The sequence below is a fragment of the Ruficoccus sp. ZRK36 genome (assembly GCF_019603315.1).
Classification (GTDB): domain Bacteria; phylum Verrucomicrobiota; class Verrucomicrobiia; order Opitutales; family Cerasicoccaceae; genus Ruficoccus.
This window is the reverse complement of the sequence record NZ_CP080649.1, coordinates 1,735,960-1,760,443: the sequence shown is the minus strand read 5'-3', so window position 1 is coordinate 1,760,443 and position 24,484 is coordinate 1,735,960. Positions and strand designations below refer to the sequence as shown.

Here is a 24,484-nt window from a genome sequence, read left to right as displayed (position 1 = left end):
ACCCGTGCCCGATGAGGCCGGGGTAAAGATACATGCTCTAGCGGACATGCGTAGGTGGTCAATCAAGTTGTTTCGTCTCTTTGGCATCCAGGTGGAGGTGCATGCGAGCTTCGCGCTGCTACTGGGGCTCGTCGCCATGTGGGGCTATCAGGAGGCCGGACCGGCCGGAATCGCCGGCGGCATGATCTTTACGGCGCTCATTTTCACCTCCGTACTCATGCACGAGTACGGGCACTGCCTGGCTGCGCGGCGCTACGGCGTACGCATCCCCCGCATTTTACTGCTGCCCATCGGGGGCATGGCGCAGTTTAGCCACATCCCGCGTGAGCCCCGCAAGGAGCTGATCATCACGGCTGCCGGGCCGCTGGTCAACTTCCTCATCGCGGGCGCACTGTTCGCGGTGTTGGGCGTACCGAGCTATTTCAGCTACAACCCCTTCAGCCTGCATCCGCTGGAGATCCTGACCATGCTCATAGCCTGGAACATCATCATGGGCCTGTTTAACTTGCTGCCCATCTTTCCGATGGACGGCGGGCGCGTGCTGCGAGCGCTGCTGGCCATGCGCTACGACTACCTGACAGCGACCAAAATCGCGGTCCACACGGGTAAGGTGCTCGGGATTCTCGCCATAGCCGGGGCGGCCTTTTACCTGCACAGCCCGCTGACAGTGGCGCTTTTCGCGTTCATTATCATCGGCGGGGAAATGGAGTTTCGCCAGCTGCGCACGGTCGAATCCTACGCCGGGCTGACCATCGCGGACGTCACCCTGCCCGCCCGCTGGGAGGAAGTTGAGCCGCTGCTCGGCACCACCCCCGTCCTGCAAACCGTCTGGCCGCTGGAGTTCTACGCTCCGCTGTTCAAGTCCCAGGCCGACCGCCTCTACCCGGTCTTCGAGGGGGACTCCTTTGTCGGAGCCGTCCGGACGGCCTTCTTTGATCGGGCGCTGCACATCGCCCACACCCGCCGCCAGTTCAGAAGCAGCGCCCACGGTCAGGCCTACAGCGGCCCCAACACGCCTCCCCAGCCGCCGGTTCTGCCTCCGCAACACTGATGAGCTCGGGTCTTAAAATGCCATTGCGCAACGTGAGACAAGAGGCGTAATCTCTCCCGATTGCATGAAGACCCAAACCACGATTGAGGCCGCACGTATCAGCGAGGCCCTCGAACGCATGGGCGCGGAGATTGCCGAGGCTGCCGGCCCAGTCAAAAATCTGGCCCTAATCGGTATCGCCAACGGCGGCATCCCCTTCGCTCACAAGCTTTCTACCGCGCTCTCGGCCAAGCTCGGGTACGAGGTACCTGTCGGAAGCGTCAACGTCACCTTTCACCGCGACGACATCCGCAGCAACCCGATCCCAAGCGTCAAGGACCGCACCGACCTGCCCTTCCCCATCGAGGGGGCGACTGTCGTGCTGGCCGACGATGTCATCCACTCCGGGCGCACCGTTCGCGCCGCCCTCAATGAGGTATTTGACCTCGGTCGCCCGGCCCGTGTCTATCTGGCCGTCCTGTGCGACCGAGGCGGACGCCGCCTGCCCGTGCAGCCGGACTTCACCGGACTCCCGCTGGACACCGACCCTGCGCAAAAAGTGAAAGTTAAACTGGACACCGAAAACCCGTCGCTTGACACTGTGGAAATTCTGCAAGCATGACGCCTTTGCCCGCCTGGACCCGTAAAGACCTGATCGCGATCGAGGATCTTTCCCGCGAAGAGCTCGACATTCTTTTTGCCACTGCCGAGAACTTCAAATCGACCCTTGGCCGTTCAGTCAAAAAGCTACCTTCCCTCAGGGGGGTAACCGTCGTTAACCTGTTCATGGAGCCCAGCACGCGCACGCGGCTGGCCTTTGAAATCGCCGCCACCCGCCTGTCCGCGGATGTCATCACCGTCACCGGGGATGCCAGCAGCCTCGTCAAGGGGGAGACCCTGCGCGACACGGCCCGAAACATTCAGGCCCTGAGCGCGGACATGATCATCATGCGGCACTCGGCCGCCGGATCGGCCAAGTACCTGAGCGAGATTATCGACATCCCCGTCGTCAACGCCGGTGACGGTGCCCATGAGCACCCAACCCAGGCCCTGCTCGATGCCTACACCCTGCGGGAAAAGATCGGCCCCGACCTGACCGGGAAGCGCATCACCATCCTCGGGGACATCCTCTTCAGCCGTGTGGCTCGCTCCAACATCTGGTGCCTGCAAAAGCTCGGCGCACATGTCACCCTGGCCGGCCCCTCCACCCTCGTGCCCCACGGGTTTGAGGAAATGGGCGTCACCGTCTGCCATGACCTTAAAAAAGCCCTGGACGGGGCGGACGCCGTCATGCTGCTGCGCATTCAGCACGAGCGCCAGACCTCCACCCATTTCCCCTCCCTCGGCGAGTACACGAGCATGTTTGGCCTGAACAAGCGCCGCGCCGCCTGGCTGAAGCCCGAGGCCATCATCATGCACCCCGGACCGATCAACCGCGGCGTCGAGCTGGACTCTGATCTGGCCGACTCCAGCCGCTCCGTCATCCTCGACCAGGTCACCAACGGCATCGCCGTCCGCATGGCCGCCCTCTACCTGTGCGCCTCCACCCAGTCTCTTTCCACGGCCCAATGAGCGAAATCCTTTGCATCAGCGGCGGGCGCATCATCGACCCCGCCAACAACCGCGACGAAACCGGCGATCTCTATGTGCGCGACGGTAAAATCGCCGCCTCCCTAACGGATGACGAGCGCAAGAATGCCACCGTATTCGACGCCAAAGGCATGATCGTGAGCCCCGGTTTTGTGGACCTGCACGTGCACCTGCGCGAGCCCGGCGACAGCCACAAGGAGACGATTGCCTCGGGCACCCGCGCCGCTGCCGCCGGGGGCTACACCAGCATCGTCTGCATGCCCAACACCAAGCCCCCTGCCGACAACGCCGGGACCATCCAGTTTATCAACGAGCGCATTGAGCGCGATGCCGTCGTCAACGTATTCCCCACCGGCTGCCTGACAGCCGGGCGCGAGGGTAAGAAGCTCGCCCCCACCGGCTCCCTCAAGGAGGCCGGGGTTGTTGCCGTGACCGACGGCGGCCACTGCATCCAGAACAACGAGATCATGCGCCGCGCACTCGAGTACGCAGCGATGTTTGGGCTCGTCGTGCTGGACCACTGCGAGGACGCCGCCATGACGGATAAGAGCGTCATGCACGAGGGCAAGTGGTCCCTGCGTCTGGGCATGCGCGGTATGCCCCGCGCCGCCGAGGACATCATGGTCGGCCGCGACGTTATCCTCTCGCACCACTCCGGAGCGCGCATCCACATCCAGCAGGTTTCCTCTGCCTACAGCGTGGACGTCATCCGCCGCGCCAAGGAGCGGGGCATCCCCGTCAGCGCTGAGGTCACCCCCCAGCACCTTTCCCTCACCGACGCCGCCCTGAAGGACTACAACACCCATCTGAAGACCGTACCGCCCCTGCGCAGCGAAGAGGACCGCCAGGCCCTGATCGAAGCCCTCTGCGACGGCACGATCGACTGTATCGCCACCGCGCATGCCCCGCATACCGAGATGGAAAAGGACCGCGAGTTCGACTACGCGCCCTTCGGCATGAATGGCCTGGAGACGGCGCTCTCGGTCTGCCTGGAAACCCTCGTGAAGACCGGCCACTGCAGTCTGCCGCAGCTCATCAGCTTCCTCACGCACAAGGCCGCCAAGGTCATCGGTCTGCCCAAAGGCACGCTCTCCGAGGGTGCGGACGCGGACATCACCGTTTTTGACACGGAGACGTCATGGACCGTCACGGCGGAGAACCTGCAAAGCCTCTCTCACAACTCGCCCTGGCTCGGCCAGACCCTGCACGGCAAGGTCAAGGCCACCTTTGTCAACGGGCGCAACGTCCTGAATTAATTGACCGAGGGCATGTTGACCCCCGAACTCATTGCCAGCACCTACTCGCTGCTGCTGCTGGTCGGTGGCTGCATCTGCCTGGGGCTGGACATCCAGCGCAACCTGCGCACCAAGGGCTACGGGCTGGAGCCCTGGCGGATCCGCATCTTTGAGTTCGTCGCGTTCTTTCTGGGCATCTTCGCCATCCAGGCGGTGGGGCAAGACATCGGCTACCGGATATTTACCTCGCTCGCGGGTGAGCAAGCGCGGTGGCCGTACGGGACGGTCTTCCAGTTTCTGGCCGCACAGGTCGGCGTCTTCGGGCTGTTCGCGGTAGCGATGCGGCACAGCCAGGGATTCTCCCTGATGCTGAACCCGGCCCGCCTGCGTACCACTACCGCTCTGCGTACGGGTGCGTTCTACTTCATGGCCGCGATACCCCTGCTGACCTTTACGGGTCTGATCTGGCGGCATATCCTCTCATGGTTGCGGGATCTGGGGTGGATTGCTCAAATCCCGTACCAGGCACTGGTTGAGCAGTTGGGCAAGCTCGACGGCCCCGTCGAATGGCTGCTGGTCGTCCTCATGGCCGGTATCATCGCCCCGGTGGTCGAGGAGCTGATCTTCCGCGGCGCGCTCTACCGCTTCCTCAAGGGACGCCTGCATCCGCTGGTCGCGCTGACATTGAGCTCCTTGGTGTTTGCCCTCATGCACTTTAATCTGCTGCAATTCGTGCCGTTGTTCTTACTGGCGATGCTGTTGGGGCGCTCCTACGAACGCTCTGGCTCGATCCTGGTCCCCATCGCCCTGCATGCCTGTTTCAACCTGAACACCCTTCTGGTCTTCGCGATCGCTCCTGAAATCCTCCAATCGAATCCTGTATGACACCTTTCAGCCATAGTTCCGTCCAATGTGTAGGCAGTATGGGGGAAAGGGCTCTGATCCGGTGTATCAACGGCTGGCTCGGCACAGCCTCTCCGCCCCCTCCTGCCGGTATGGGCGACGACTGCGCCGTCCTACCCCAGCCCCATGGCAGCCCGCTGCTAACGGTGGACCCGGTCGTCTATGGGCGGCACTTCGACGATAGCCTGCCCCCGGAGCAGACGGGCGCCAAGCTCCTCAAGCGCAACCTCAGCGACATCGCGGCCATGGGTGGACGCCCCGTGAGCGCCGTTGTCTCGCTCATTCTTTCGCCCAACGTTTCGCTCAACTGGCTGGAACGGTTTTTCAACGGCCTGAAGGTCTGCGCCCTGACCTACAAAACCCAGATTGTCGGGGGTGACATCAGCGCGACCGACGGCCGTAGCTTCTCGGCGACGTTGACCCTTTACGGCGAGGCGGAGCGGCCGGTGGTTCGCCACGGAGCCGCTCCCGGCGACCATGTCGCCGTCACCGGAAGTCTCGGCGGCAGCCTGCTGGGTAAACACGCAGCCTTTGTCCCTCGCCTGAACGAAGGCCTGTGGCTGGCCGCGCGCCCGGAGGTCAAGGCGATGATGGACCTTACCGATGGCCTGGCCAAGGACCTGACCGCGATGCTGCATCCGGACATCTGTGCCCGGCTGGACATTTCCTCTGTCCCTATCGATGCCGCAGCTCATGCCCGCTCGGAGCAGGATGGCCTCAGCGCCCTGGAGCATGCCTGCTGCGACGGAGAAGACTATGAGCTGCTGACCATCCTGGATGGGCAGACGGACCTAGCCCCCCTCATGGAGGCGTGGAAAAAAGACTTCGAACTATCCCTGAGCCTGATCGGCCGTGTAGCGGAAGCCGACTCCATCGACGACGCCGGCCACATGATCGACGACGCGACCGATAAGCCCCTTTTTCCGAATGGAGGCTATCAGCACCTGAGTGGCCAATGAGCATGGACACGGCATTTCTGGAGAGACTCCGCGCAGGCGTCCGCAGTGAGAGCAGCGATGAGACTCGCGAGCTGGGCAGCGAGCTGGCGGGGCTTTTACCAGCAGACACCGTGCTTGCCCTCTACGGTGACCTGGGCACCGGTAAGACCACCTTTATCAGCGGCTTGGCCGGAGGACTCGGCATCACGCGCCCCGTCACCAGCCCGACCTACAACATCTACAATCTCTACCGCGGCACGCGCCAGCTCATCCATCTGGATGCCTACCGGCTGGAGCAGAGCGGTGACGCCGATGGGTTGATGCTTGAGGATCTGCTTGAGTCCCCCTGGCTGCTCGCCGTCGAGTGGCCCGAGCGCTTCGAGCCCTACTGGCTCCGTAAAGCCTGGCGGCTGCGCTTCAGCTTCGAGAGCGGCAGCGTACGCACCGTCCGGCTCGAAAGCACGGGGACGTAATCCCAGACACCGCCCGAAAATGGGCGACGGGAAAACCTCCCCCTGGCGGGTAGAGAGTCACAGAGCGATCAAGCGTCCGAGTCAGTGATCAGGCTTTGGGCTTATCTTCCTCGCCAGACTGGTCTTCCGACGGAGCTTCGGTCTCAGATACCTCTGCCGCAGGCGCAACAGACTCAGCATCCTCGGACTTCGGGCTCTCAGATTCGGCAGCAGCCTCTACCGGGGCTTCCTTGGCAGCGGGTGCTTCAGGGGCAGCGGTCTCAGCTACAGGCTCGGCAGGCTTTTCTTCGGAGGCGGCTTCAGTCGCTTTCTCGTCAGAGGTCGGAGCAGGCTTCTCAGCCTTGGGAGCAGGAGCGGCCACCGGCGGATTGGCGAAGAGCTTCCCGTCGCCAAACTCGGTCACGTAGCCCTCACCGACCAGCCAACGCAAATCGGCAAAAAGCTGCTGGAGCTGCTTATCCTCGGCGCTCAATGCTTTCTTCTCGGCAGCGGGGGCGGGCTCGGCAGCGGGAGTTTCTGATTCGGCGGAGGCTTCTTCTTCCTGCTCAGCCAGACGGCTCTTTTCATGAGCCTCGACGATCTTCGCAGCCTCTTCCTCGGGCACCTTTTCGATGGCCGGGGCCTTTTCAGGCGGCAGGGGCTGCGGCCCCGTCTTGTCGAGCGAGATCCCCAGGAACGCCTCCGGCAGTGCCGAGACGTTGATGTTCTGGTGGTTCTCGATAAAATCGATCAGTTCCTGAATGGACTCGGAGAAGTTACTGCCCTGCTCACGGAAGGCACGCTTCACCGCGCAGACGTAGGAAACGCCCTTGGCGCCACGCTTGTAGATGGTGAAGTTCATCCGGCGCAGGCGGCCGCGCAGGTTATTCGCCGTATCCAGCGGGAAGCGCAGCTGACGCTCGTGCACAGCCTTGACCGAGCGGGCGATCGGGCCATCGGGGAGCTTTTCCACAAGCTTGCCGGAGAGGCGTACCTGCTCGGAGTCGCGGACGACCTCGCTGCGGCGCTTGGCCAGCAGGAAATGCTTTGCGGCCTCGACCCCATCCAGAGCCTCAGGCTCACCCTCACGCGGGGAGATGACCTTGAAGCGGGTCACGCAGGACATTTTCTTCAGCCATGCATCGATGACCTCCTGCTCCTTGACCGCCTCGATCTTCTGCTGAAAACGCTCAAACGGCATATTCGGCAGGCGGCGGGCATGGTGCTCAGCCAGCAGGGCCTGATAGCGGTGGTAGTTGGGGGGTCCCAACAGCTCACCGGTCACCCCGCAGCGATTGACGATCTGGAACGAGCCCTTGGGCGGGTCGATCTCAACCTCTTCAGTGGTGAAAAAGCGATCCAGATGCTGCTCCATCACGTGGCTCAGCGCGGCCTCCTCGGACTCGAACGGCAGACCGTCTGGCACGGAAACCACAAAGCGCTCGATCGAGCCGGGCATACCGGGCAGCGGCTTCATCACCGTCACATAGCGCTCGGGCTTGCTCAGGATCAGGCGGGCCAGCTCAAAAAGTTCGTAGGTGCGGCAAGAGGTCTTGATCGCGTGGCACAGGGCCTTGAAAGGAATATCCTCGGGATAGAAAAGCACCTCCACGATCGGCTGGTACTCCTCCTGCGGGGCGGCTTCCTCACGGCGGTCACGGCGACGGTTGCCCCCGCCACGCTGGTCGCGCGAGGCGCGCTCATCGCGTGAGCCTCCTTCGCGGGGAGGACGCGCCGGGCGGCGGTCACGGCGCGCGGAGGGAGGTCCCCCACGCTTGCCAGCAGGGCCACGGTCATTACGACCACGGTCCCGCGTATGCGTCGTGATGGACTTACCGCTCGTCCAGTCAGGCCCCAAACTGAGGTCCTGCAGTTCGCTTAAGTCAATAGCGGAGGGGTTGTCCGCATCCTTACCGGATTGTGATGTTCCAGCCATGTTACCGCAGCAGAGAATGTGAAGAGGAAAAAGTTTTGTAGCGTTTACCGTCCAGGCAATGGGGTCGGGTTTCCAAGCGAAAGACCGCACACTAGGAGGAAAAACGGACCCATGGCAATAAGCTTTATAGGGAAGATGTGCCCATGGAATAAGGTGATTTGGCCTTTTCAAAGCGTTTTTCATACCATCGAAGCACCCTTGCTGGAACGAAATCAGAAAACAGATGAAGTTTTTTGTTGCGCAGGCTCCCGCAACACGTTTTCTCTTTCTGCTTCATTTCACACGATCTGCTCAGGTGGTGGAATTGGTAGACACGCCGTCTTGAGGGGGCGGTGCCGAGAGGTGTATGGGTTCGAGTCCCATCCTGAGCACCACTTTTAAAAGCCCGCATTTGCGGGCTTTTTTTTCGTTCTAAGTGCTTATATCCAGAAGGTTATGCGCGTGTGCTGGTATTTCTTAGACAAAGGCGCTCAGCGCGCACAATGCGGTTTTTGCGGGTTATTGCGGTGTTTTGGCGTTTACCAACAGTCACTTTTCAGTCACGCAACCGCCACTCGCGCCACCCTCCCCCACTAGACACAAAAACGCCCCGGCCGGATTGGCCGAGGCGTTGTAAATAGGATCAGAACCGTGCTCAGACGGCTCTGGAGGGGCCTCTCGCTGCCTTAGTGGCAGACGTTGCAGCCCTGGATCTGCTTGAAGAAGTCGTTGCCCTTATCGTCCACGAGGATGAAGGCCGGGAAGTCTTCCACTTCGATCTTCCAGATGGCTTCCATACCCAGTTCCGGGTATTCGAGCAGCTCGACCTTCTTGATGTTCTCCTTGGCCAGCAGAGCAGCCGGGCCACCGATGGAGCCGAGGTAGAAACCGCCAAACTTCTGGCAGGCATCCGTCACCTGCTGACTGCGGTTGCCCTTGGCAATCATCACCATGGAGCCACCGTTTTCCTGGAAAAGCCCAACGTAGCTGTCCATACGGCCTGCCGTGGTCGGCCCAAATGAGCCGGAGGCGTAGCCTTCGGGGGTCTTGGCAGGGCCAGCGTAGTAGACGGGGTGCTTCTTGATGTACTCGGGCAGTCCCTCACCGGCGTCGATGCGCTCCTTGAGCTTGGCGTGGGCGATGTCGCGGGCGACCACGATCGTGCCGGAGAGCGACAGGCGGGTCGTCACCGGGTACTTGGTCAGCTCAGCCAGGATGTCGGGCATCGGGCGGTTGAGGTCGATCTTGACCGCATCCTTGTCCTCACCCAGCTGGCGGTACTCCTCGGGGATGTACTGGGCCGGGTCGTTTTCAAGCTGTTCGAGCCAGATGCCGTCCGCGTCGATCTTGGCCTTGACGTTGCGGTCAGCCGAGCAGGAGACGCCGATGCCCACCGGGCAGGAAGCCCCGTGGCGCGGCAGGCGAACCACCCGCACGTCCAGCGCGAAGTACTTACCGCCGAACTGAGCGCCGATGCCCAGCTCCTGAGCGCGCTTGAGCAGGAGCTTTTCCATCTCCACGTCGCGGAAGGCCTGGCCACCGTCGTTGCCCTCAGTCGGGAGGGAGTCGAGGTACTTGGTGGAGGCGAGCTTGACCGTCTTCAGGCAAGTCTCGGCGGAGGTGCCGCCGATGACGAAGGCCAGGTGGTACGGCGGGCAGGCCGCAGTACCGAGGCTGGCCATCTTCTCGATGCAGAACTTTTCCAGGCTCTTCGGGTTCAGGAGGGCCTTGGTTTCCTGATAAAGGTAGGTCTTGTTGGCCGAGCCGCCGCCCTTGGCGACAAAGAGGAACTTGTAGGCGTCGCCCTTGGTGGCGTACAGGTCGATCTGCGCCGGCAGGTTGCAGCCGGTGTTCTTCTCCTTGTACATGTCGAGCGCCACCGTCTGCGAGTAGCGCAGATTTTCCTGCGTGTAGGTCTCGTACACGCCGCGCGAGATGGCCTCGGCGTCGTCACCCTCGGTCCAGATCTGCTGGCCCTTCTTGCCCACCACGGTAGCGGTGCCGGTGTCCTGACAGAAAGGCAGGATGCCGTGCGCGGCCACTTCGGCGTTGCGGAGCATGGTCAGCGCCACCATGCGGTCGTTTTCGCTCGCCTCGGGGTCGTCGAGGATGGCGGAAACCTGCTTGAGGTGCGCCGGGCGCAGATGGAAAGCGATGTCCTTGAAAGCCTCGCGAGCCAGGAAAGTCAGGGCCTCCGGGCTCACCTTGAGGACCTTCTTACCCTCAAACTCGGCGGTGGAGACGCCTTCCTTGGACAGGAGGCGGTACTGAGTGTCGTCCTTCCCCAGCGGGAAGGTGTCTTGGTAGGCGAATTGCGGTGTCGGCATGGCCAGTAGTCGGTACAGTCATTAAGCCACCGGATACGCCCGGCAGCATCCAAGTAGAAAAGCTAATAATCTCCCACCCTTGCAACACCAAAATCCCCAGGGCGCGGCCCTGGACCCTAGATGCTTCGCATCTGGATGGCATTTTCAGGAGAAAATGCCATGGCGAGATTTCTATCGCCACAGACTCGCTGAACAAATGCAGGTCCAACGTATCTACCGCAGCGCTTGGGGGCGCACAGTCACTCATTTTCCTGTGCGGTCACGCACCGGGGCAGCGAGCCCTAGCGAGCGATGGGGCAGAGCCCCATGTATGCTGCTCCAGCCGGAGTGCCAGCGGGTGCAACCCGCCTAGGCGCGGGCACCAACCCACTCGGCGTTGTTCCACTGGAGGGCCTGCACGATGTCGCGAGCGAAGAAGGGACCGCGATAGATCATGCCGGTGTAGACCTGCACGAGGCTGGCTCCTGCGTCCAGCATCTGCCCGGCGCTACGGGCATCCATGATGCCTCCCACGCCGATGATGGGCAGCTTACCGCCGGTCGAGCGGTGGATGTAGTTCACCATCTGCACCGAGCGAGTGTGAATGGGGCGGCCGCTGAGGCCACCACTCTCACCGCCATCGTCAATGCCTTCGGGGCGCTCAACCATGGTGTTGGTGGCGACTACGCCAGCCATTCCCAGGTCCTGAACCGTTTCCAGCACATCGTCCACCTGACGGTAGGTCAGGTCGGGAGCGATCTTTACGAGGAAAGGCAGACGGGCCACTCCAAGCTTGCGGGCGCGCTCGGCGTCAGCCTGCAGGAGGGTCGAGAGCAGGTCACGCAGCCGGGCCTTGGCTTGGAGTTCACGCAGCTGGGGCGTGTTCGGGCTGCTGACGTTGATGGTAAAGTAGTCGGCGAAGTCGGCCAAGGCGTGGTAAGAGTTCAGGTAATCCTCAGGGGCCTGCTCCAGGCTGGCGATCTTGCTCTTGCCGATATTCATCCCCAGGGGGATCTTGCGGCGCTTAAACTCGCCGGAGCGGGCCAGACGCTCGGCCACGGCCTTGGCGCCGTCATTGTTGAAGCCCATGCGGTTGATCACGGCCTCGTCCTTGATCAGGCGGAAGATACGCGGACGCTGGTTGCCGGGCTGCTCGTGCCAGGTGACGGTGCCCACCTCGACGAAGCCGAAGCCCAGAGCCGGCATGACCGGCCAGACCGTGGCATTCTTGTCGTAGCCTGCGGCCAGCCCCACCGGGTTCGGGAAGGTCAGCCCGAAGCATTTCACGGGGCGATTCTTGCCAGGGCGGTTGTAGGCCGCCATGAGATTTGCCAACGGACGAGCCCGCATCAGCAGCTTCAGCCAGCTGATCGAGCGTTCGTGGGCGCTTTCCGCGTCAGTCTTGAAAAGGACGGGGCGGACGACGTGTTCGTACAGGTCTCCCATATATCTAAAGTTCAGGCTGCCAGCGCCGAGTTATGGCGTATGGCAAAAAAATTACATTTTTCCCTTGGAATAGCGCTTAAAAAACTTTCAAAGCTGGTGCATTCAACAAACTAACGGAGGAAAATGCACACACCTTTTGCCCTCCCTTGACAAACCTTTATTTTCGAACATCCCCAATCGCACATATGGCAAAAACATCTTCGGTATTGGAATGGTGCATCGTCCGCCTCGGTGAAGACCTCAACTGGTGGGTTGAAGAAATCAGCGACGACGTCCACTGGGACGTGGACGGGCTGAGCATCATCGACCCCCGCCAGGTCTCGCACGTCATCGATCAGATCGAGCCGCTGCGCGACTACGATTTTCAGCCGGAAGTCCTCGAGTCGGCCTTTTACAAGTTCAAGATCGACAAGAAACTCGACGACAACCGCCTCCGCCTCGTCCGCGTCAATGATTCGCTCCTGGAGAGCGAGGACATGCTCTTCGCCCTGGCAGACATCATCGACGAGGAAAAAGGCCCCTACGCCGACTTCCTCGACCACATCACGCGCCTGCGTGTGAAGCTGCTCAACGACACCATCGACTTCGAGCAGAAGCTCACCATCGAGGAGCTGGAGGAGGAAATCCGCGAGGAGCAGAACGCCGACTTCATGGAAGGCCGCGCCATCCACGTCTTTGTCGAGCTCAACTCCATCCTCGAATACGTCCCCGCTGGCTATGAAGCCGAGCTCGAGGACGACGAAGCCGAGGAAAAGAACCCCGAGGACGAAATCGAGGAAGACTTCCCGGACGTCGACGACGATGAAAAGATCGAAGAAGACGAAACCATGAAGTGGGACGAGGACGAAGACGAGGAGGACGAAGACGATGAAAACGGCGACTCCGACAGTGATGACGACGACTACAGCGATGACGATGAAGAGGAGGAAGAAGAACCTCGCTCACGCCGCCGCAAGTAAGTCCTGAACCACGCTTTGCTTTTCAAAACCGCTTCCCGACCCGGAGGCGGTTTTTTCATGCGAACGCTTGATGTGGCCTCACGTTCCCATGGAAGCAAAGCGCTCACCACCGGCATTTTCCCCTGAAAATGTCCAAGTGATCCGGAGGATCGCAGGTCCTGGCCTATCGTCCCGGCATCTCAAGCTCGACCAGCACGGGCAAGTGGTCCGACAGGTAGGACTTGGGGACGCTCTCCTGCACAACCCGGTACGGCTCCGGCACAAAGACAAAATCGATCGCCTTGCGCGGCCAGTAGGTCGGGAAGGTCTTCGCATCGGTCGGATAGAGCCGGTAGTCACCATGGGCCAGCACAGTCTGAAAGAGGTGGTTGACCGCGTCCCCGTCCGGCGAGGAACGGCTATTGAAATCGCCGCAAATAATCGGCGCGACCACGCCCTCCCCACTGCGTGGGCAAGGTCGCTGGCGCATGTACTGCACCACACGCTCGACCTGCCAGATGCGCCGTTTGCGCGAGCGGAAGTCCAGATGCAGGTTGATCAACGGTACATGGTGCCCACCCACGTCCACCTCGGCGTACAGGAAGCCCTTCTCCCCGAGCGTAGCACTGCCAAAGGGGTTGTTCTCCCAGAAATGCACCGGGTGGCGCGAAAGGATGGCGTTACCGTAGGCCAGTGGCTTGCCCCCGGCACGCCGGTTGTTGACGCCGATCTGCGCATGCCCATAGCCCGCCTCCTCCTGAATCAGCCGGGCGAGGTTGAGGTTTTTGTTCCAGTGCGACCGCTCGTCCACCTCCTGCAGGGCGACAATGTCCGCGCCACTCTCACTCAGCAGCCCGGCAATCCGCGACAGGTTACGCCGGATCGCCTTCTCCGAGTGAAACCCCTGGTAGAGCGAGAGGCCGCGCCCGTGCGCGATGTTAAAGGTCAGGAGTTTGAGCGTTTGTCCCACGTCAGTCTTTATATAGCATCTTCGAGAGGGCGCAACCCTGCCATACGGTTAAAGGCGTACGAAGCCCCCTACTCCGCCAGAATCGTCTCGATCTTGGCCAGCTCCTCATCACTGAAAGCCGGGGCGTCGAGCGCGGCCAGACAATCGTCGATCTGCGCGACACGGCTGGCCCCGATCAGGGCGGAGGTCACCTCGGGCAGACGCAGCACCCAGGCAATGGCGAGCTGCGCCAGGGTCTGACCACGGGCTTGGGCCACCTCATTGAGGGCTTTGATCTTGGGCAATTGCTCGCGGACAGCGGCTTCCTTGAGAAATCCATGGGACTTGACCGCGCGGGAGTCCTCCGGCAGCCCATCCAGATAGCGTCCGGTCAGCATTCCCTGCGCCAGCGGGCTGAAAACGATACAGCCGATCCCCTCCTCGCTCAATGCCGGGCACAGCTCGGGCTCGATCCAGCGGTCAAACATGTTGTAGCGCGGCTGATGGATCAGGCAGGGGATTTTCCACTCGCGCAGCAGGCGCGAAGCCTCCCGTGTGCGGGTCGCGTCGTAGTTGGAAATCCCGACGTAGAGCGCCCGCCCACTCTGCACGGCGGTGGCCAGCGCCCCGACCGTCTCCTCCAGCGGCGTGTCCGGGTCCGGGCGGTGTGAGTAAAAGATGTCCACGTAGTCCAGCCCCATGCGCTCAAGACTCTGGTCCAGGCTGCTGAGCATGTATTTGCGTGATCCCCACTCGCCGTAAGGGCCTTTCCACATGTGGTAGCCGGCCTTGGTCGAGATGATCAACTCGTCACGCCAGGGGAGCAGATCCCGCTTGAGCACACGCCCAAAGGTCTCCTCAGCCGAGCCGGGAGGCGGCCCGTAGTTGTTCGCCAGGTCGAAGTGCGTGATCCCCTGGTCGAAACTGTGCAGGATCATGGCCCGGGCATTTTCCTCCACATCCACGCCCCCGAAGTTGTGCCACAGCCCCAGTGAAATCTCTGGCAGCTTCAGGCCTGAGCGCCCGCAGCGGACGTAGGGCGTTTTTTCGTAGCGGTTGTCAGCGGGGCGATAGCTCATGGCATGAGATTGGCTGTATGCCCCCCGCGAGCGCAAGCCGCTTTTTAACTGTCAATTTGCGCAAACTGCGTTACATTAAGCACTCATGCCGTCTGAAACGATTCAGAACCCCGGCCGCGAAGCGGTCCGGCAATTTTCCATTTTCGCGGACAATAAAGTGGGCCGTTTGAACGACATCATCATGATGCTCGCTTCGCACGACATCCACATCATGTCGGTGACCTCGGTCGACACGACCGACAATGTCATCATCCGCATCATCGTCGATTACTGGGATCAGGCGAACGCCTTCTTCCACGAGCAGGGCTTCGCCTTTTCGCTCAACGAGGTCGTGGTGGCCGAGATCAATACCGAGAAAGACCTGAAGCGGGTCACCTGTGCCCTCGTACAGGCCGAGATCAACATCCACTACGCCTACCCCATGCTGACCCGCCCCGGCGGTAAAAGCGGGCTGGTCATGCGTCTGGAGGATAACGACCTGGCTGCCGAAGTCCTCACCCAAAGCGGCATCCGCGTCCTCTGCCACACCGACATCGCCCGCTGAGGCAGGACAGAGTCCTGCACCCCTAGTATGGTGTTAGCTATATTCTTCGCGAAAATATTTCACCGCAGAGACGCAAAGGCGCAGAGCGGTTCTGACATCGATGGCGCATTTTGTGCCTTTTTGTGGCCAGTTCATTATTTAAAGAACTAAGCCAACGGTACACGAGTACCTAAACGCTACTTGGGCTCGCTCGCGGGCGCCGCCTCCACCTCCTGCACGACAGGTACCGGCTCGGGCTTCGGCTTCATCCAGTAGGTGCGATACAGGTAAGTGCCCAGCGTCACAGCCAGCCCGAAGAACCATAGCCACAGCACCACACGCCAGACGCCGCCGCGCTTCTGGGCGTAGTCCGGGTAGGTGCGCTGGGAGAGCTTCGAGAAGCGCCCCACCTGCATCAACTGGCGGGCCAGGCGCAGGTTGATCCGCATCCGGCCGTTAATGGCCCAGCCGCAAGCCTCCAGCACCATGCCGATGTCCCGTGAACGCAACTTGAAATAACCGACAAGCATCGAGGGCAGCATGATACACAGCATGATCACAATCGCCGTGTACAGGATCTGAAGGTTGTTCACCTTCTGAAAAGTCTGCGCGATAAAGGCAAAGGACGAGGTCAACGCGGCCAGGGCCACACCACCACCGGCCAGCATACCGCCGACACCGAGCCCGCCACTGGGCTTGTCGGGCGTTGTCGCGGGCTTGGCCCCCGATCCGGAGGCCAGCGACTTGTCGACGTTGGAAAACCCCTGAGTGACGTTTGTCTCAATCGCTTTTTCACGAGAGGACGCCAGCTTATCCATCTGCGTACTGATCAACGCCCCGATCTTTTTGAAGGGCGACAGCGCGGCCTCGCGCAGGCTGATCGGGTTGCTGATCACCTTGACGACACGCGCGTCCCAGTCTTTCCCGAAACGGTCGTAGAAGACCGCGTTCTTGCCGACCGTGATGCGCCCGACGCTGCGGTAGGTCACTGCGGCGCAGATCAGTTTTTTGGCGGGCTGGTCCTTGCGGGTAAGTTCGCAGTAAACCAAAAAGATGCCGGACTTCTCGGCGATGAGCGCATGTTTGTTCATGTCCTCGACATCCACGCACAGACTCAGTGCGCACCCGTCGATGATCAGCTTGCCCATCTGGAAGACCGCACGGCTGTCCGTATCGAAAAACTCGGGCATGGACACGTAGTTTTTCAACAGCCGGAAAAGATCACGGTGGTAGCGCAGGAGCTTCTCGACCTCATCCACGGCGAGGATTTCAGCCGCGATGGCTTCGTCCACCTTTATCAGGACGTCGAGGGCGGGGCGCATGTTTTCGCGCAGCAGCTCCAAGATCCGCGGCAGGCCGAGCTTCTCCACCTCACCACCGGCTTTGGCGGCTATCCAGGCCCGGTAGGGCGCAAAGGTCGCCCGCAGGCGGCTCCACTCCTCACGCATGAGGACGGTTTTTTCCTCTCCGAGGACGGGGGCAATCGCCGCCTGGTTAAGCGCAGTCAGCGCAGAGGCATAGTACGGGTTTACCCCCTCGGCCAGCGGTAGCGGCTGATCCGCCTGAACGCGTGCCAGCGGCAGCTTTTGCAGCATCTCCTCGACTTCAGCCTTTGTCCGGCCACCGAGCTGCCCCAGGTCGCGGTCTGAAAAGTTGAAAAAGTTCACCGCCTGCGCATCAAAGGCCGCTACTTCGCAGTTTTCGAAGTAGTCTTCGATCTTCGCGGCAATGGCCTCCACGGCAGCCGATGCCGCTGCCGTCTGGTCACCCAACGGGAAGATCGTGGCGTCCAGCTCCGGTAAATCAGCGGGCTCGGTCCCCTCTGCGAGGAGCTGGTTGCGCATGGCAGGGTGAGCATTCGCCCACCAGTCCACATAGGACTGCAGGGCCGTGTAAAAGGTGTTTACACCGGCAGCGGTGATCCCCGTCTCGCCACTGCGATCCGTGGCACCTCCGACCGTATTGAGGATGTCCTGAATGACCTGCGCCACAACCGGTCCATCCGCCGCCGCCACCGGGATCACACCGTCGCCATTACTCTTGGCCACGGCAAAGATGCCCTTTCGGTTCAGCGCATCGGCGAGGGCGATCTTCGTGTCATCGTAGCGCTCGAGGTTGCGCAGGATTCGCCGCACGGCCTCGTACAGGCGTGCTCCGGCGTCATTGTCCTGATTGAGCTGGTCCAGCGAGAGCCAGTCACGTCCTTCGGGCAGGCTGGAGGGATCCTTCAGCACATCGAGCGTCCAGTGGACAGCCGTGAGAATCTCCGGCACACGAATGCGCCCGTCCCCGTCGGTATCCATCAGCTTCAGGGTGGCCTCTTCCAGATCGAGCCCGGTCGTGGGGCAGCTGGAGGCGACCCATAGCGTCTGGTCCAGATCAGCAAGGACCTTCAGATCCTCCACCGTCTCCAGATAGAGCTGGTTAAAGCCACCGGCACGGAAATAGCGCACAGACTTCGCCGTGGGGGCTCCTGGGGTTGCTTTTGACAAATCCTCGGTCACGTACTGCCTTTCACTAGATACGGCAGTAGCGATGACTGACAAGGTTTTATGAAAATTAAAACAAAATCCGCCGCTTTGATACCACTTCCGGAAGACAGGCACGCTTCTCGCTCATACTTGCGTTTGACAGTCTCACAGCCGACCCCTTATATGAACACCCCATGAAGCGAAACCGCGCCCAGACCGAAGACCGTATCGTACAGGCCGCGGTGGACCTGATCGTCAAAGACGGCTTCAACAGCTTCGGGATCAACCTGGTCGCAACCCGCTCCGGCGTGGACAAGGTCCTCATCTACCGCTATTTTCAGGGCCTCGATGGGCTGCTTGCCCACATCGCCACCCATACCGAGTTCTTTCCTGCCGCCGCGACTCTCTTTCCCGAGGACGACACCGGCAGCCTGGAAGCCTTTGTCGACGCCTACCGCAAGGCCTTGCGCTCACGCCCGCTCACGCGTGCCCTGCTCTCCTGGCGTACGAATACCACCAATCCGCTTACGCGGGCCATCGATGAGCAGCGCCAACACTTCTGGCGCGAAGTCGAGGAGTTCGCCCATCCCGGCGACGAGGCCGGGCGCGCCTTCCTGAGCTGTCTGCGACCGGTCCTTGAAGATAGCGTGCCCGACGAAGATGTCCTGATCGCACTCAAGAGCTTCGCCTACGCGCCCAGCGTGCCCACCGAGGCCCGCGAAAAGGCCCTGCAAACCGCCCCCCCCGAGCCGGAAGAGGAAGACCTCCCCACCAATCTGCTCTAAGCTGGCAGGACTTCCCCGGGCTTGCGCAGCCCGGACCTGCGGCAGGCGGACCCTGCACTTTCGATGCGGCGCATCGTGTGAGTGATTACTGATGTGTGGGCCAAAATCACTGCGTATGGCATTATCTCCTAAAAATGCCAGGATGATCACAGGTGCAGGACTATGTCCTGCCGGGGCAGCGAACGCAGTGAGCGATGGGGCAGAGCCCCATTAATGTCCCGTGCGGTCACGCACCGCTTGCTTTTTTCAACAAGTGCACACATGTTTAGCACTTCGCAACCATGGCTACCTTCGACTCCATCCGCCTGCGCGGCGTCCATCAGAACAATTTAAAGGGCTTCGACCTCGACCTCCCGCTGGGTAAACTCATCTGCGTAACGGGTCTGAGCGGCACCGGTAAGTCCTCCCTCGTATTTGACACCCTGCACGCCGAGGGTCAGCGCCGCTACGTCGAGACATTCTCGCCCTACACCCGGCAGTTCCTCGAAATGCTCGACCGGCCCGAGGTCGATGCCATCGAGAACATCCGCCCCTCTATCGCCATCGAGCAGAGCAACACGGTCAAAACCTCGCGCTCCACCGTCGGCACCATGACGGAGCTATGCGACTACTTCAAGGTGTGGTTCTGCCATGTCGGCCATCTGCACGATCCCGACACAGGAGAGGTCATCGAGGACGACAATCCCGCCTCGATCTGGAAGAAGTCGCTCGCGGCCTGGCCCGGCAGCCAGGCCCTCGTCTGCTTTAAGATCGAAAAACCCGCCAAGCTCAAGTGGCCCGACATCCTTGGCCCCGTATCCGCTCAGGGCTACACGCGTCTGATCGCCGACGGGAACGTCCATCGTATTGAGAGCTTCGATACAGACTTCACGGGTACGACCGTCTGGGTCATCGCCGACAAGCTCAAGCTGGAGCAGGCCGCCCGCTCCCGCTTTCTGGAGGCCGCCACCCAGGCGCTCCACTTCGGGCAGGGAGAGTTATTTCTTTTCTCCGGCGACAAAGACCAAGCTGTCGAGCTGGGGCACTTCTCCGAGGGGCTCCACTCCCCCACCACCGGCAAGCATTACCGCCCAGCCCGCCCTGGGCTCTTTTCCTTCAACTCCCCCGTCGGTGCCTGCCCGAAGTGCCGGGGCTTTGGCCGCGTCATCGAGATCGACTACCGGCTCGTCATCCCCGACAGCTCAATCTCCATCGAAGACGGTGCGATCCGCGCCTTTCAGGGGCAGGTCTACAGCGAGAGCCTGCGCGACCTTGTCTCCCGTGCAAAAAAGAAAGGCGTGCGCACGGATGTCCCCTGGCGTGACATGCCGGAGAAGGACCGCGAGTGGGTCATCGAAGGCGAGCCCGACTACGACTGGAACGAGCCCGGAAGCTCCCGCAAGTGGTATGGCGTACGGCGGTTCTTCGACTGGCTCGAAAGCACGACCTACAAGATGCACGTGCGGGTCTTTCTTTCAAAATTTCGCTCCTACACCACCTGTCCGGACTGCCACGGCACACGCCTCATCCCGGAGGCCCTTAACTGGAAGTGGCAGCATCACACGCTACCCGAATTATACCAGCTTCCCGTCTCCGACCTCCTCGCTCTGATCGAGAAGCACGCCCCGGCACGCGCCAAGAACAACGACCGCGCCCACCAGTCCGAGCTGGCGCACGAGGCCATCCTCACCCGCCTGCGCTACCTCAACGAGGTCGGCCTCGGCTACCTCACCCTCGACCGTGCCAGCCGCACCCTCTCCGGTGGCGAGGTCGAGCGCGTCAACCTCACCACCTGCCTCGGAACGGCACTGGTGGACACGCTCTTCGTGCTCGATGAGCCCTCCGTCGGCCTGCACTCGCGAGACATCGACCGGCTGGTCTCCATCCTGCGCCGCCTCACCGACGCGGGTAACACCGTGGTCGTGGTCGAGCATGACGAGGCCGTCATGCGCGCCGCTGACCAGTTGATCGAGCTCGGCCCCGAGCCCGGCTCTGCGGGCGGGCAAATCGTCTTCCAGGGCACCCCGGATCAAATCCTTAAGAGCAAAACCAGCCTCACCGGTGGCTACCTATCCGGGCGTTTAAGTATTGAAAATACGGATACAATCCGCCCCGTCAAAAACACGCCAAAGCTCGCCTTTAAGAAAGCCAGCAAGCACAACCTGAGGAATCTCGACGTGGAGATCCCACTGGGGCGCTTCGTCGCTCTCAGCGGCGTCAGTGGCTCCGGCAAATCCACCCTCCTCTCCAACGTCATTCACCAGGGCCTGCTCGCCAAACGCGGAAAGATGGCCGAAGACCCGGCAGAAATCGCTGCTATCTCAGGTGACGATAAGCTCGGCGACATTGTCCTCGTGGACCAGTCCCCCGTCAGCAAGACACCTCGCTCAAACGCCGCCCTCTACTGCGAGGCCTGGGACGACATCCGCCAGCAGTTCGCACGTACCGAGACGGCCAAGGCCGCCGGACTGACCGCCTCGCACTTTTCCTTTAACAGCGGGCAGGGCCGCTGCGAGCACTGCCAGGGCCTCGGCTACGAGCGCATCGAGATGCAGTTCCTGGCCGACGTCTTCGTCCCCTGCCCCGTCTGCGAAGGCAAGCGCTTCAAGCCCGAGGTGCTCGCCATCCGCTGGAATGACAAAAGCGTCGCCGATGTGCTGGCGCTCGATGTCAACGAGGCACTGACCTTTTTCAAGGACAGCGCACGCATCGTCAGCCGCCTGCGGTCCCTTGCCGAGGTCGGCCTGGGCTACCTCACCCTCGGACAGCCTCTGAACACCCTCTCCGGCGGCGAGTGCCAACGCCTCAAGCTGGTTAAGTACCTCGCGCGCGCCAACGAGGAAAACGCGCTCCTGCTGCTCGACGAGCCGACCACCGGCCTGCACCGCGATGACGTCAAGCGCCTCATCGGCGTCCTGCAAAAGCTTGTCAGTGCCGGACACAGTCTGGTCGTGATCGAGCACCAGCTCGACATCCTCCGCTGCGCTGACTGGGTGATCGAGCTCGGCCCCGAGGCCGGCTCCGGCGGCGGACAGGTCGTCTTCCAGGGGCCACCCCAAGGACTCACCAAGACCAAGTGCGCGACAGCTCCATTTCTCAAGGAGCTTTGTAGTGGAAAAGCAACGACGCCCACGAAGACAAAAACTTCCAAGAAAAAAAGCGCCCGCACCAAGCCCGCCTCACACGACGGCCAGCTCCGTATCCTCGGGGCACGCGAGCATAACCTGCGTAACCTCGACCTCTCGATCCCGCAGCATCAGCTCAATGTCGTGACCGGTGTCTCCGGCTCAGGCAAGTCCTCGCTCGCCTTCGACATCGTGTTCGCCGAGGGGCAGCGGCGCTTCATGGAGTCGATGTCGTCCTACGCGCGGCAGTTCGTCGAGCAGCTCCAGCGCCCCGACATTGACGACCTCAGCGGCGTGCAGCCGACCGTCGCCATCGAGCAGCGTGTCACCCGCGGCAGCCGCAAATCCACTGTAGCGACGATTACCGAGGTGGCCCAGTACCTGCGCCTGCTCTACGCCAAGGTCGGCACGCAGCACAGCCCTGTCACCGGAGAGCCGCTTGTGGCCATGTCGCGCCCGGCGCTACGCAAAAAGTTCCTCCAGACTCTCGCCTCAAAGCAAGCCGCCAATGCCCGCTCACTTTACCTGTGCGCACCCGTCGTCCGCGCCCGCAAGGGCCACCACGAGCCACTGGCCAACTGGGCCCGCGACCACGGTTTCACGCTTATGCGCTGCGATGGGGATCTGGTCGAATTGGACAATTTTAAAAAACTCGACCGCTACAGCGAGCACGACATCGAGCTGGTCTGGGAGCTCGACCCGCAGGACGAGCCCGCGTCCCTGAAGCTCCTGCCCGAGGCCCTCAAACACGGCAAGGGCGCGTGCTTTATTCTCAGCACCCGCGGCGGCATTTTGTCATGGTTTTCTACGACACGCACCGATCCGGCCACGGGTGAGGCCTACCCCGAGCTCGACCCGAAGCACTTCTCGTGGAACTCCGCCAAGGGGTGGTGCCCGGCCTGCCACGGCTACGGGCGGATTTTTAAGTGGATGCGCGACAATGAGGACTTCGAAGAGGTCCCCGACGACACCGATGACGGTGAACCGTGCCCCACCTGCGAGGGTACCCGCCTGAACCCCGTCAGCCGTGCCGTCCTCATCGACACCGCCAGCGGCAGCCTCTCCCTCCCACAGCTCCTTGCCCTACCGCCTCAGCGCCTGCTCGACACCCTTCATGCGCTCAAGCTCGATCCGCGCGGCAAGCGCATCGCCAAGGAAATCACCCCCGAGATTGAGGAGCGCCTGAAGTTCATGGACCGCGTAGGGTTGGGCTATCTCACGCTCGATCGTGCGACGAACACCCTCTCCGGTGGCGAGGCTCAGCGCATCAGACTGGCCGCGCAGTTGGGCTCAAACCTTTCCGGTGTGCTCTACGTCCTCGACGAGCCCTCCATCGGCCTGCACGCCCGTGACAACGACGAGCTCATCCGCTCGCTCCACGCCCTCCGCGACAAGGGTAACACGCTCCTCGTGGTCGAGCACGACGACGACACCATGCGCGCTGCCGACAACATAATCGACCTCGGGCCCGGCGCTGGCATCCACGGTGGTAATCTCCTCGCCGAGGGCCATTACGATAAAATCATCAAGAATCCCGAGTCGCTCACAGGGGAGTACTTAAAGAACGGGATCGCTCACCCGCTACGCGGTCAGTACCGCAAGCTTCCGACCAAATGGTCCCCGCGTTCGAAGGCGCACGACTGGCTCGCCCTGCGCGAGCCTGCCCTGCGCAATCTGAAAGGCGATGACCTGCGACTACCATTGGGACGACTCGTGATGGTCTGCGGCATCTCCGGAGCGGGCAAGTCCACCCTCATCCGCGGCCTGCTCAAGCCCGCGGTCGAGACCGCGATCAAAAAGAAATCCCGTAAGCTGACCGGCACCGACCTCGGACTGCCCTGCAAGGACCTTTACAACGCCGACGCCTTCCGGGCCGTCATCGAGGTCGATCAGGAGCCGATCGGAAAAACCCCGCGCTCCACACCCGCCACCTACATCGGTGCCTTTGACATCATCCGGCAGTTTTTCGCATCGCTGCCCGAGGCGAAGATCCACGGCTACACCGCCGGGCACTTTTCCTTTAACACCAAGGGCGGGCGTTGCGAGACCTGCGCGGGCGCGGGGCGGATCAAGCTGGAGATGAGTTTCCTGCCGGACCAGTATGTCCCCTGCGAGGACTGCCACGGCACCCGCTACGGCCCCGAGCTGGCGGATATCCGCTGGAACGGCAAGACTATCGCCGATGTGCTCGCTATGAGCTTCGAGGAGGCAGCGGAGTTTTTCAGCTTCCACAGCCGCCTCTCCGACATGCTCGGGCTCATGGTAGAGACCGGCTTGGGCTACCTCACACTCGGGCAGAGCAGCCCCACCCTCTCCGGCGGCGAGGCTCAGCGCCTGAAGCTCGTCAGCGAGCTGTCCACCGGACTGCCCTCGTTTAAGGAAAAGTCGCGCGGCCTGCTGCGCCGCAACCTCTACCTGCTGGAGGAGCCGACCATCGGTCTGCACATGCGCGACTGCGAGCGCCTGATCGAGCTGCTACACCGGCTGGTGGACCAGGGGCACAGCGTTGTCGTCATCGAGCACAACCTCGACCTCATCGCCGAGGCCGACTACGTCGTCGAGGTCGGCCCCGACGGGGGCGAAGCCGGGGGTCACATCCTCTACCAGGGCGCTCTCCCCGGCCTGATAAAAACCAAGAATAGCCCGACCGCTCCGTATCTGAAGGAGAAGCTGTAGGAAATTGCGGGGCTCCGCGCCCCGCGCCCACGGCGGAGTGCCTCCGCTGGCAATGAGGGGCTAGCGCCCCTACGCTCCTTGCAGTCGCTACCCCGGCAACGGATCACCCCTGAGATGGTTCGACCCAGTTTTGATGCTTTGCCC

General features: G+C 61.8%; 17 protein-coding genes and 1 tRNA gene. 12 read left to right on the top strand and 6 right to left on the bottom strand.

Annotated features, from left to right (window positions below; translation table 11 throughout):
* Positions 1–46: 46 nt before the first annotated feature.
* From K0V07_RS07730 to tsaE, 7 genes are all read left to right on the top strand, one after another.
* Positions 47–1,051 (top strand): site-2 protease family protein, encoded by a 1,005-nt coding sequence (locus tag K0V07_RS07730; protein ID WP_220623955.1) that lies wholly within the window; start codon positions 47–49, stop codon positions 1,049–1,051.
* Between the two features lie 64 nt (positions 1,052–1,115).
* Complete coding sequence (gene pyrR, locus K0V07_RS07725; RefSeq protein WP_220623954.1) at positions 1,116–1,652, top strand: bifunctional pyr operon transcriptional regulator/uracil phosphoribosyltransferase PyrR; 537 nt, start codon at positions 1,116–1,118, stop codon at positions 1,650–1,652.
* The gene (locus tag K0V07_RS07720; RefSeq protein ID WP_220623953.1) at positions 1,649–2,602 is read left to right on the top strand and encodes an aspartate carbamoyltransferase catalytic subunit; all 954 of its coding nucleotides are present in this window, start codon (positions 1,649–1,651) and stop codon (positions 2,600–2,602) included. The genes pyrR and K0V07_RS07720 overlap by 4 nt, the downstream gene beginning before the upstream one ends.
* Positions 2,599–3,876 carry a dihydroorotase gene (locus K0V07_RS07715; protein WP_220623952.1) on the top strand — a complete coding sequence of 426 codons (1,278 nt, stop codon included), beginning with the start codon at positions 2,599–2,601 and terminating at the stop codon, positions 3,874–3,876. The genes K0V07_RS07720 and K0V07_RS07715 overlap by 4 nt, the downstream gene beginning before the upstream one ends.
* A gap of 12 nt (positions 3,877–3,888) precedes the next feature.
* On the top strand, positions 3,889–4,740 hold the full coding sequence (locus K0V07_RS07710; protein WP_220623951.1) for a CPBP family intramembrane glutamic endopeptidase: 852 nt from the start codon (positions 3,889–3,891) through the stop codon (positions 4,738–4,740).
* A gap of 38 nt (positions 4,741–4,778) precedes the next feature.
* Positions 4,779–5,717: a thiamine-phosphate kinase gene (locus K0V07_RS07705; protein ID WP_220623950.1), complete on the top strand. Its 939-nt coding sequence runs from the start codon at positions 4,779–4,781 to the stop codon at positions 5,715–5,717.
* Positions 5,714–6,169 (top strand): tRNA (adenosine(37)-N6)-threonylcarbamoyltransferase complex ATPase subunit type 1 TsaE, encoded by a 456-nt coding sequence (gene tsaE / locus K0V07_RS07700; protein WP_220623949.1) that lies wholly within the window; start codon positions 5,714–5,716, stop codon positions 6,167–6,169. The genes K0V07_RS07705 and tsaE overlap by 4 nt, the downstream gene beginning before the upstream one ends.
* Before the next feature lie 88 nt (positions 6,170–6,257).
* On the opposite strand, the gene K0V07_RS07695 is transcribed toward tsaE, so the two are convergent.
* Entirely contained in the window at positions 6,258–8,084 is a 1,827-nt protein-coding gene (locus K0V07_RS07695; protein ID WP_220623948.1) for a hypothetical protein, read from the bottom strand.
* Positions 8,085–8,373: 289 nt separating this feature from the next.
* Here K0V07_RS07695 and K0V07_RS07690 point away from each other — a divergent pair.
* Positions 8,374–8,458 (top strand) — tRNA-Leu (locus K0V07_RS07690).
* Between the two features lie 291 nt (positions 8,459–8,749).
* Here K0V07_RS07690 and K0V07_RS07685 read toward each other — a convergent pair.
* Positions 8,750–10,390 carry a fumarate hydratase gene (locus tag K0V07_RS07685; protein WP_220623947.1) on the bottom strand — a complete coding sequence of 547 codons (1,641 nt, stop codon included), beginning with the start codon at positions 10,388–10,390 and terminating at the stop codon, positions 8,750–8,752.
* A 348-nt stretch (positions 10,391–10,738) separates the two neighbouring features.
* On the bottom strand, positions 10,739–11,815 hold the full coding sequence (locus tag K0V07_RS07680; protein ID WP_220623946.1) for a quinone-dependent dihydroorotate dehydrogenase: 1,077 nt from the start codon (positions 11,813–11,815) through the stop codon (positions 10,739–10,741).
* 185 nt (positions 11,816–12,000) lie between these two features.
* Here K0V07_RS07680 and K0V07_RS07675 point away from each other — a divergent pair, with 185 nt between their 5' ends.
* A complete protein-coding gene (locus K0V07_RS07675; protein WP_220623945.1) occupies positions 12,001–12,774 on the top strand; it encodes a hypothetical protein in 774 nt (257 codons plus the stop codon).
* Between the two features lie 163 nt (positions 12,775–12,937).
* On the opposite strand, the gene K0V07_RS07670 is transcribed toward K0V07_RS07675, so the two are convergent.
* The gene (locus K0V07_RS07670; protein WP_220623944.1) at positions 12,938–13,723 is read right to left on the bottom strand and encodes an endonuclease/exonuclease/phosphatase family protein; all 786 of its coding nucleotides are present in this window, start codon (positions 13,721–13,723) and stop codon (positions 12,938–12,940) included.
* A gap of 68 nt (positions 13,724–13,791) precedes the next feature.
* Positions 13,792–14,781: an L-glyceraldehyde 3-phosphate reductase gene (gene mgrA, locus K0V07_RS07665; RefSeq protein WP_220623943.1), complete on the bottom strand. Its 990-nt coding sequence runs from the start codon at positions 14,779–14,781 to the stop codon at positions 13,792–13,794.
* A gap of 85 nt (positions 14,782–14,866) precedes the next feature.
* Here mgrA and K0V07_RS07660 point away from each other — a divergent pair, with 85 nt between their 5' ends.
* Positions 14,867–15,325 (top strand): acetolactate synthase, encoded by a 459-nt coding sequence (locus tag K0V07_RS07660; protein WP_220623942.1) that lies wholly within the window; start codon positions 14,867–14,869, stop codon positions 15,323–15,325.
* Positions 15,326–15,501: 176 nt separating this feature from the next.
* Here the strand turns inward: K0V07_RS07660 and K0V07_RS07655 are convergent, their stop codons facing one another.
* Complete coding sequence (locus K0V07_RS07655; protein WP_220623941.1) at positions 15,502–17,757, bottom strand: hypothetical protein; 2,256 nt, start codon at positions 17,755–17,757, stop codon at positions 15,502–15,504.
* A gap of 212 nt (positions 17,758–17,969) precedes the next feature.
* Here K0V07_RS07655 and K0V07_RS07650 point away from each other — a divergent pair, with 212 nt between their 5' ends.
* Both K0V07_RS07650 and uvrA read left to right on the top strand, forming a co-directional pair.
* Entirely contained in the window at positions 17,970–18,560 is a 591-nt protein-coding gene (locus K0V07_RS07650) for a TetR/AcrR family transcriptional regulator (RefSeq protein WP_220623940.1), read from the top strand.
* Positions 18,561–18,841: 281 nt separating this feature from the next.
* Positions 18,842–24,340: an excinuclease ABC subunit UvrA gene (uvrA, locus tag K0V07_RS07645; protein WP_220623939.1), complete on the top strand. Its 5,499-nt coding sequence runs from the start codon at positions 18,842–18,844 to the stop codon at positions 24,338–24,340.
* Positions 24,341–24,484 lie beyond the last annotated feature (144 nt).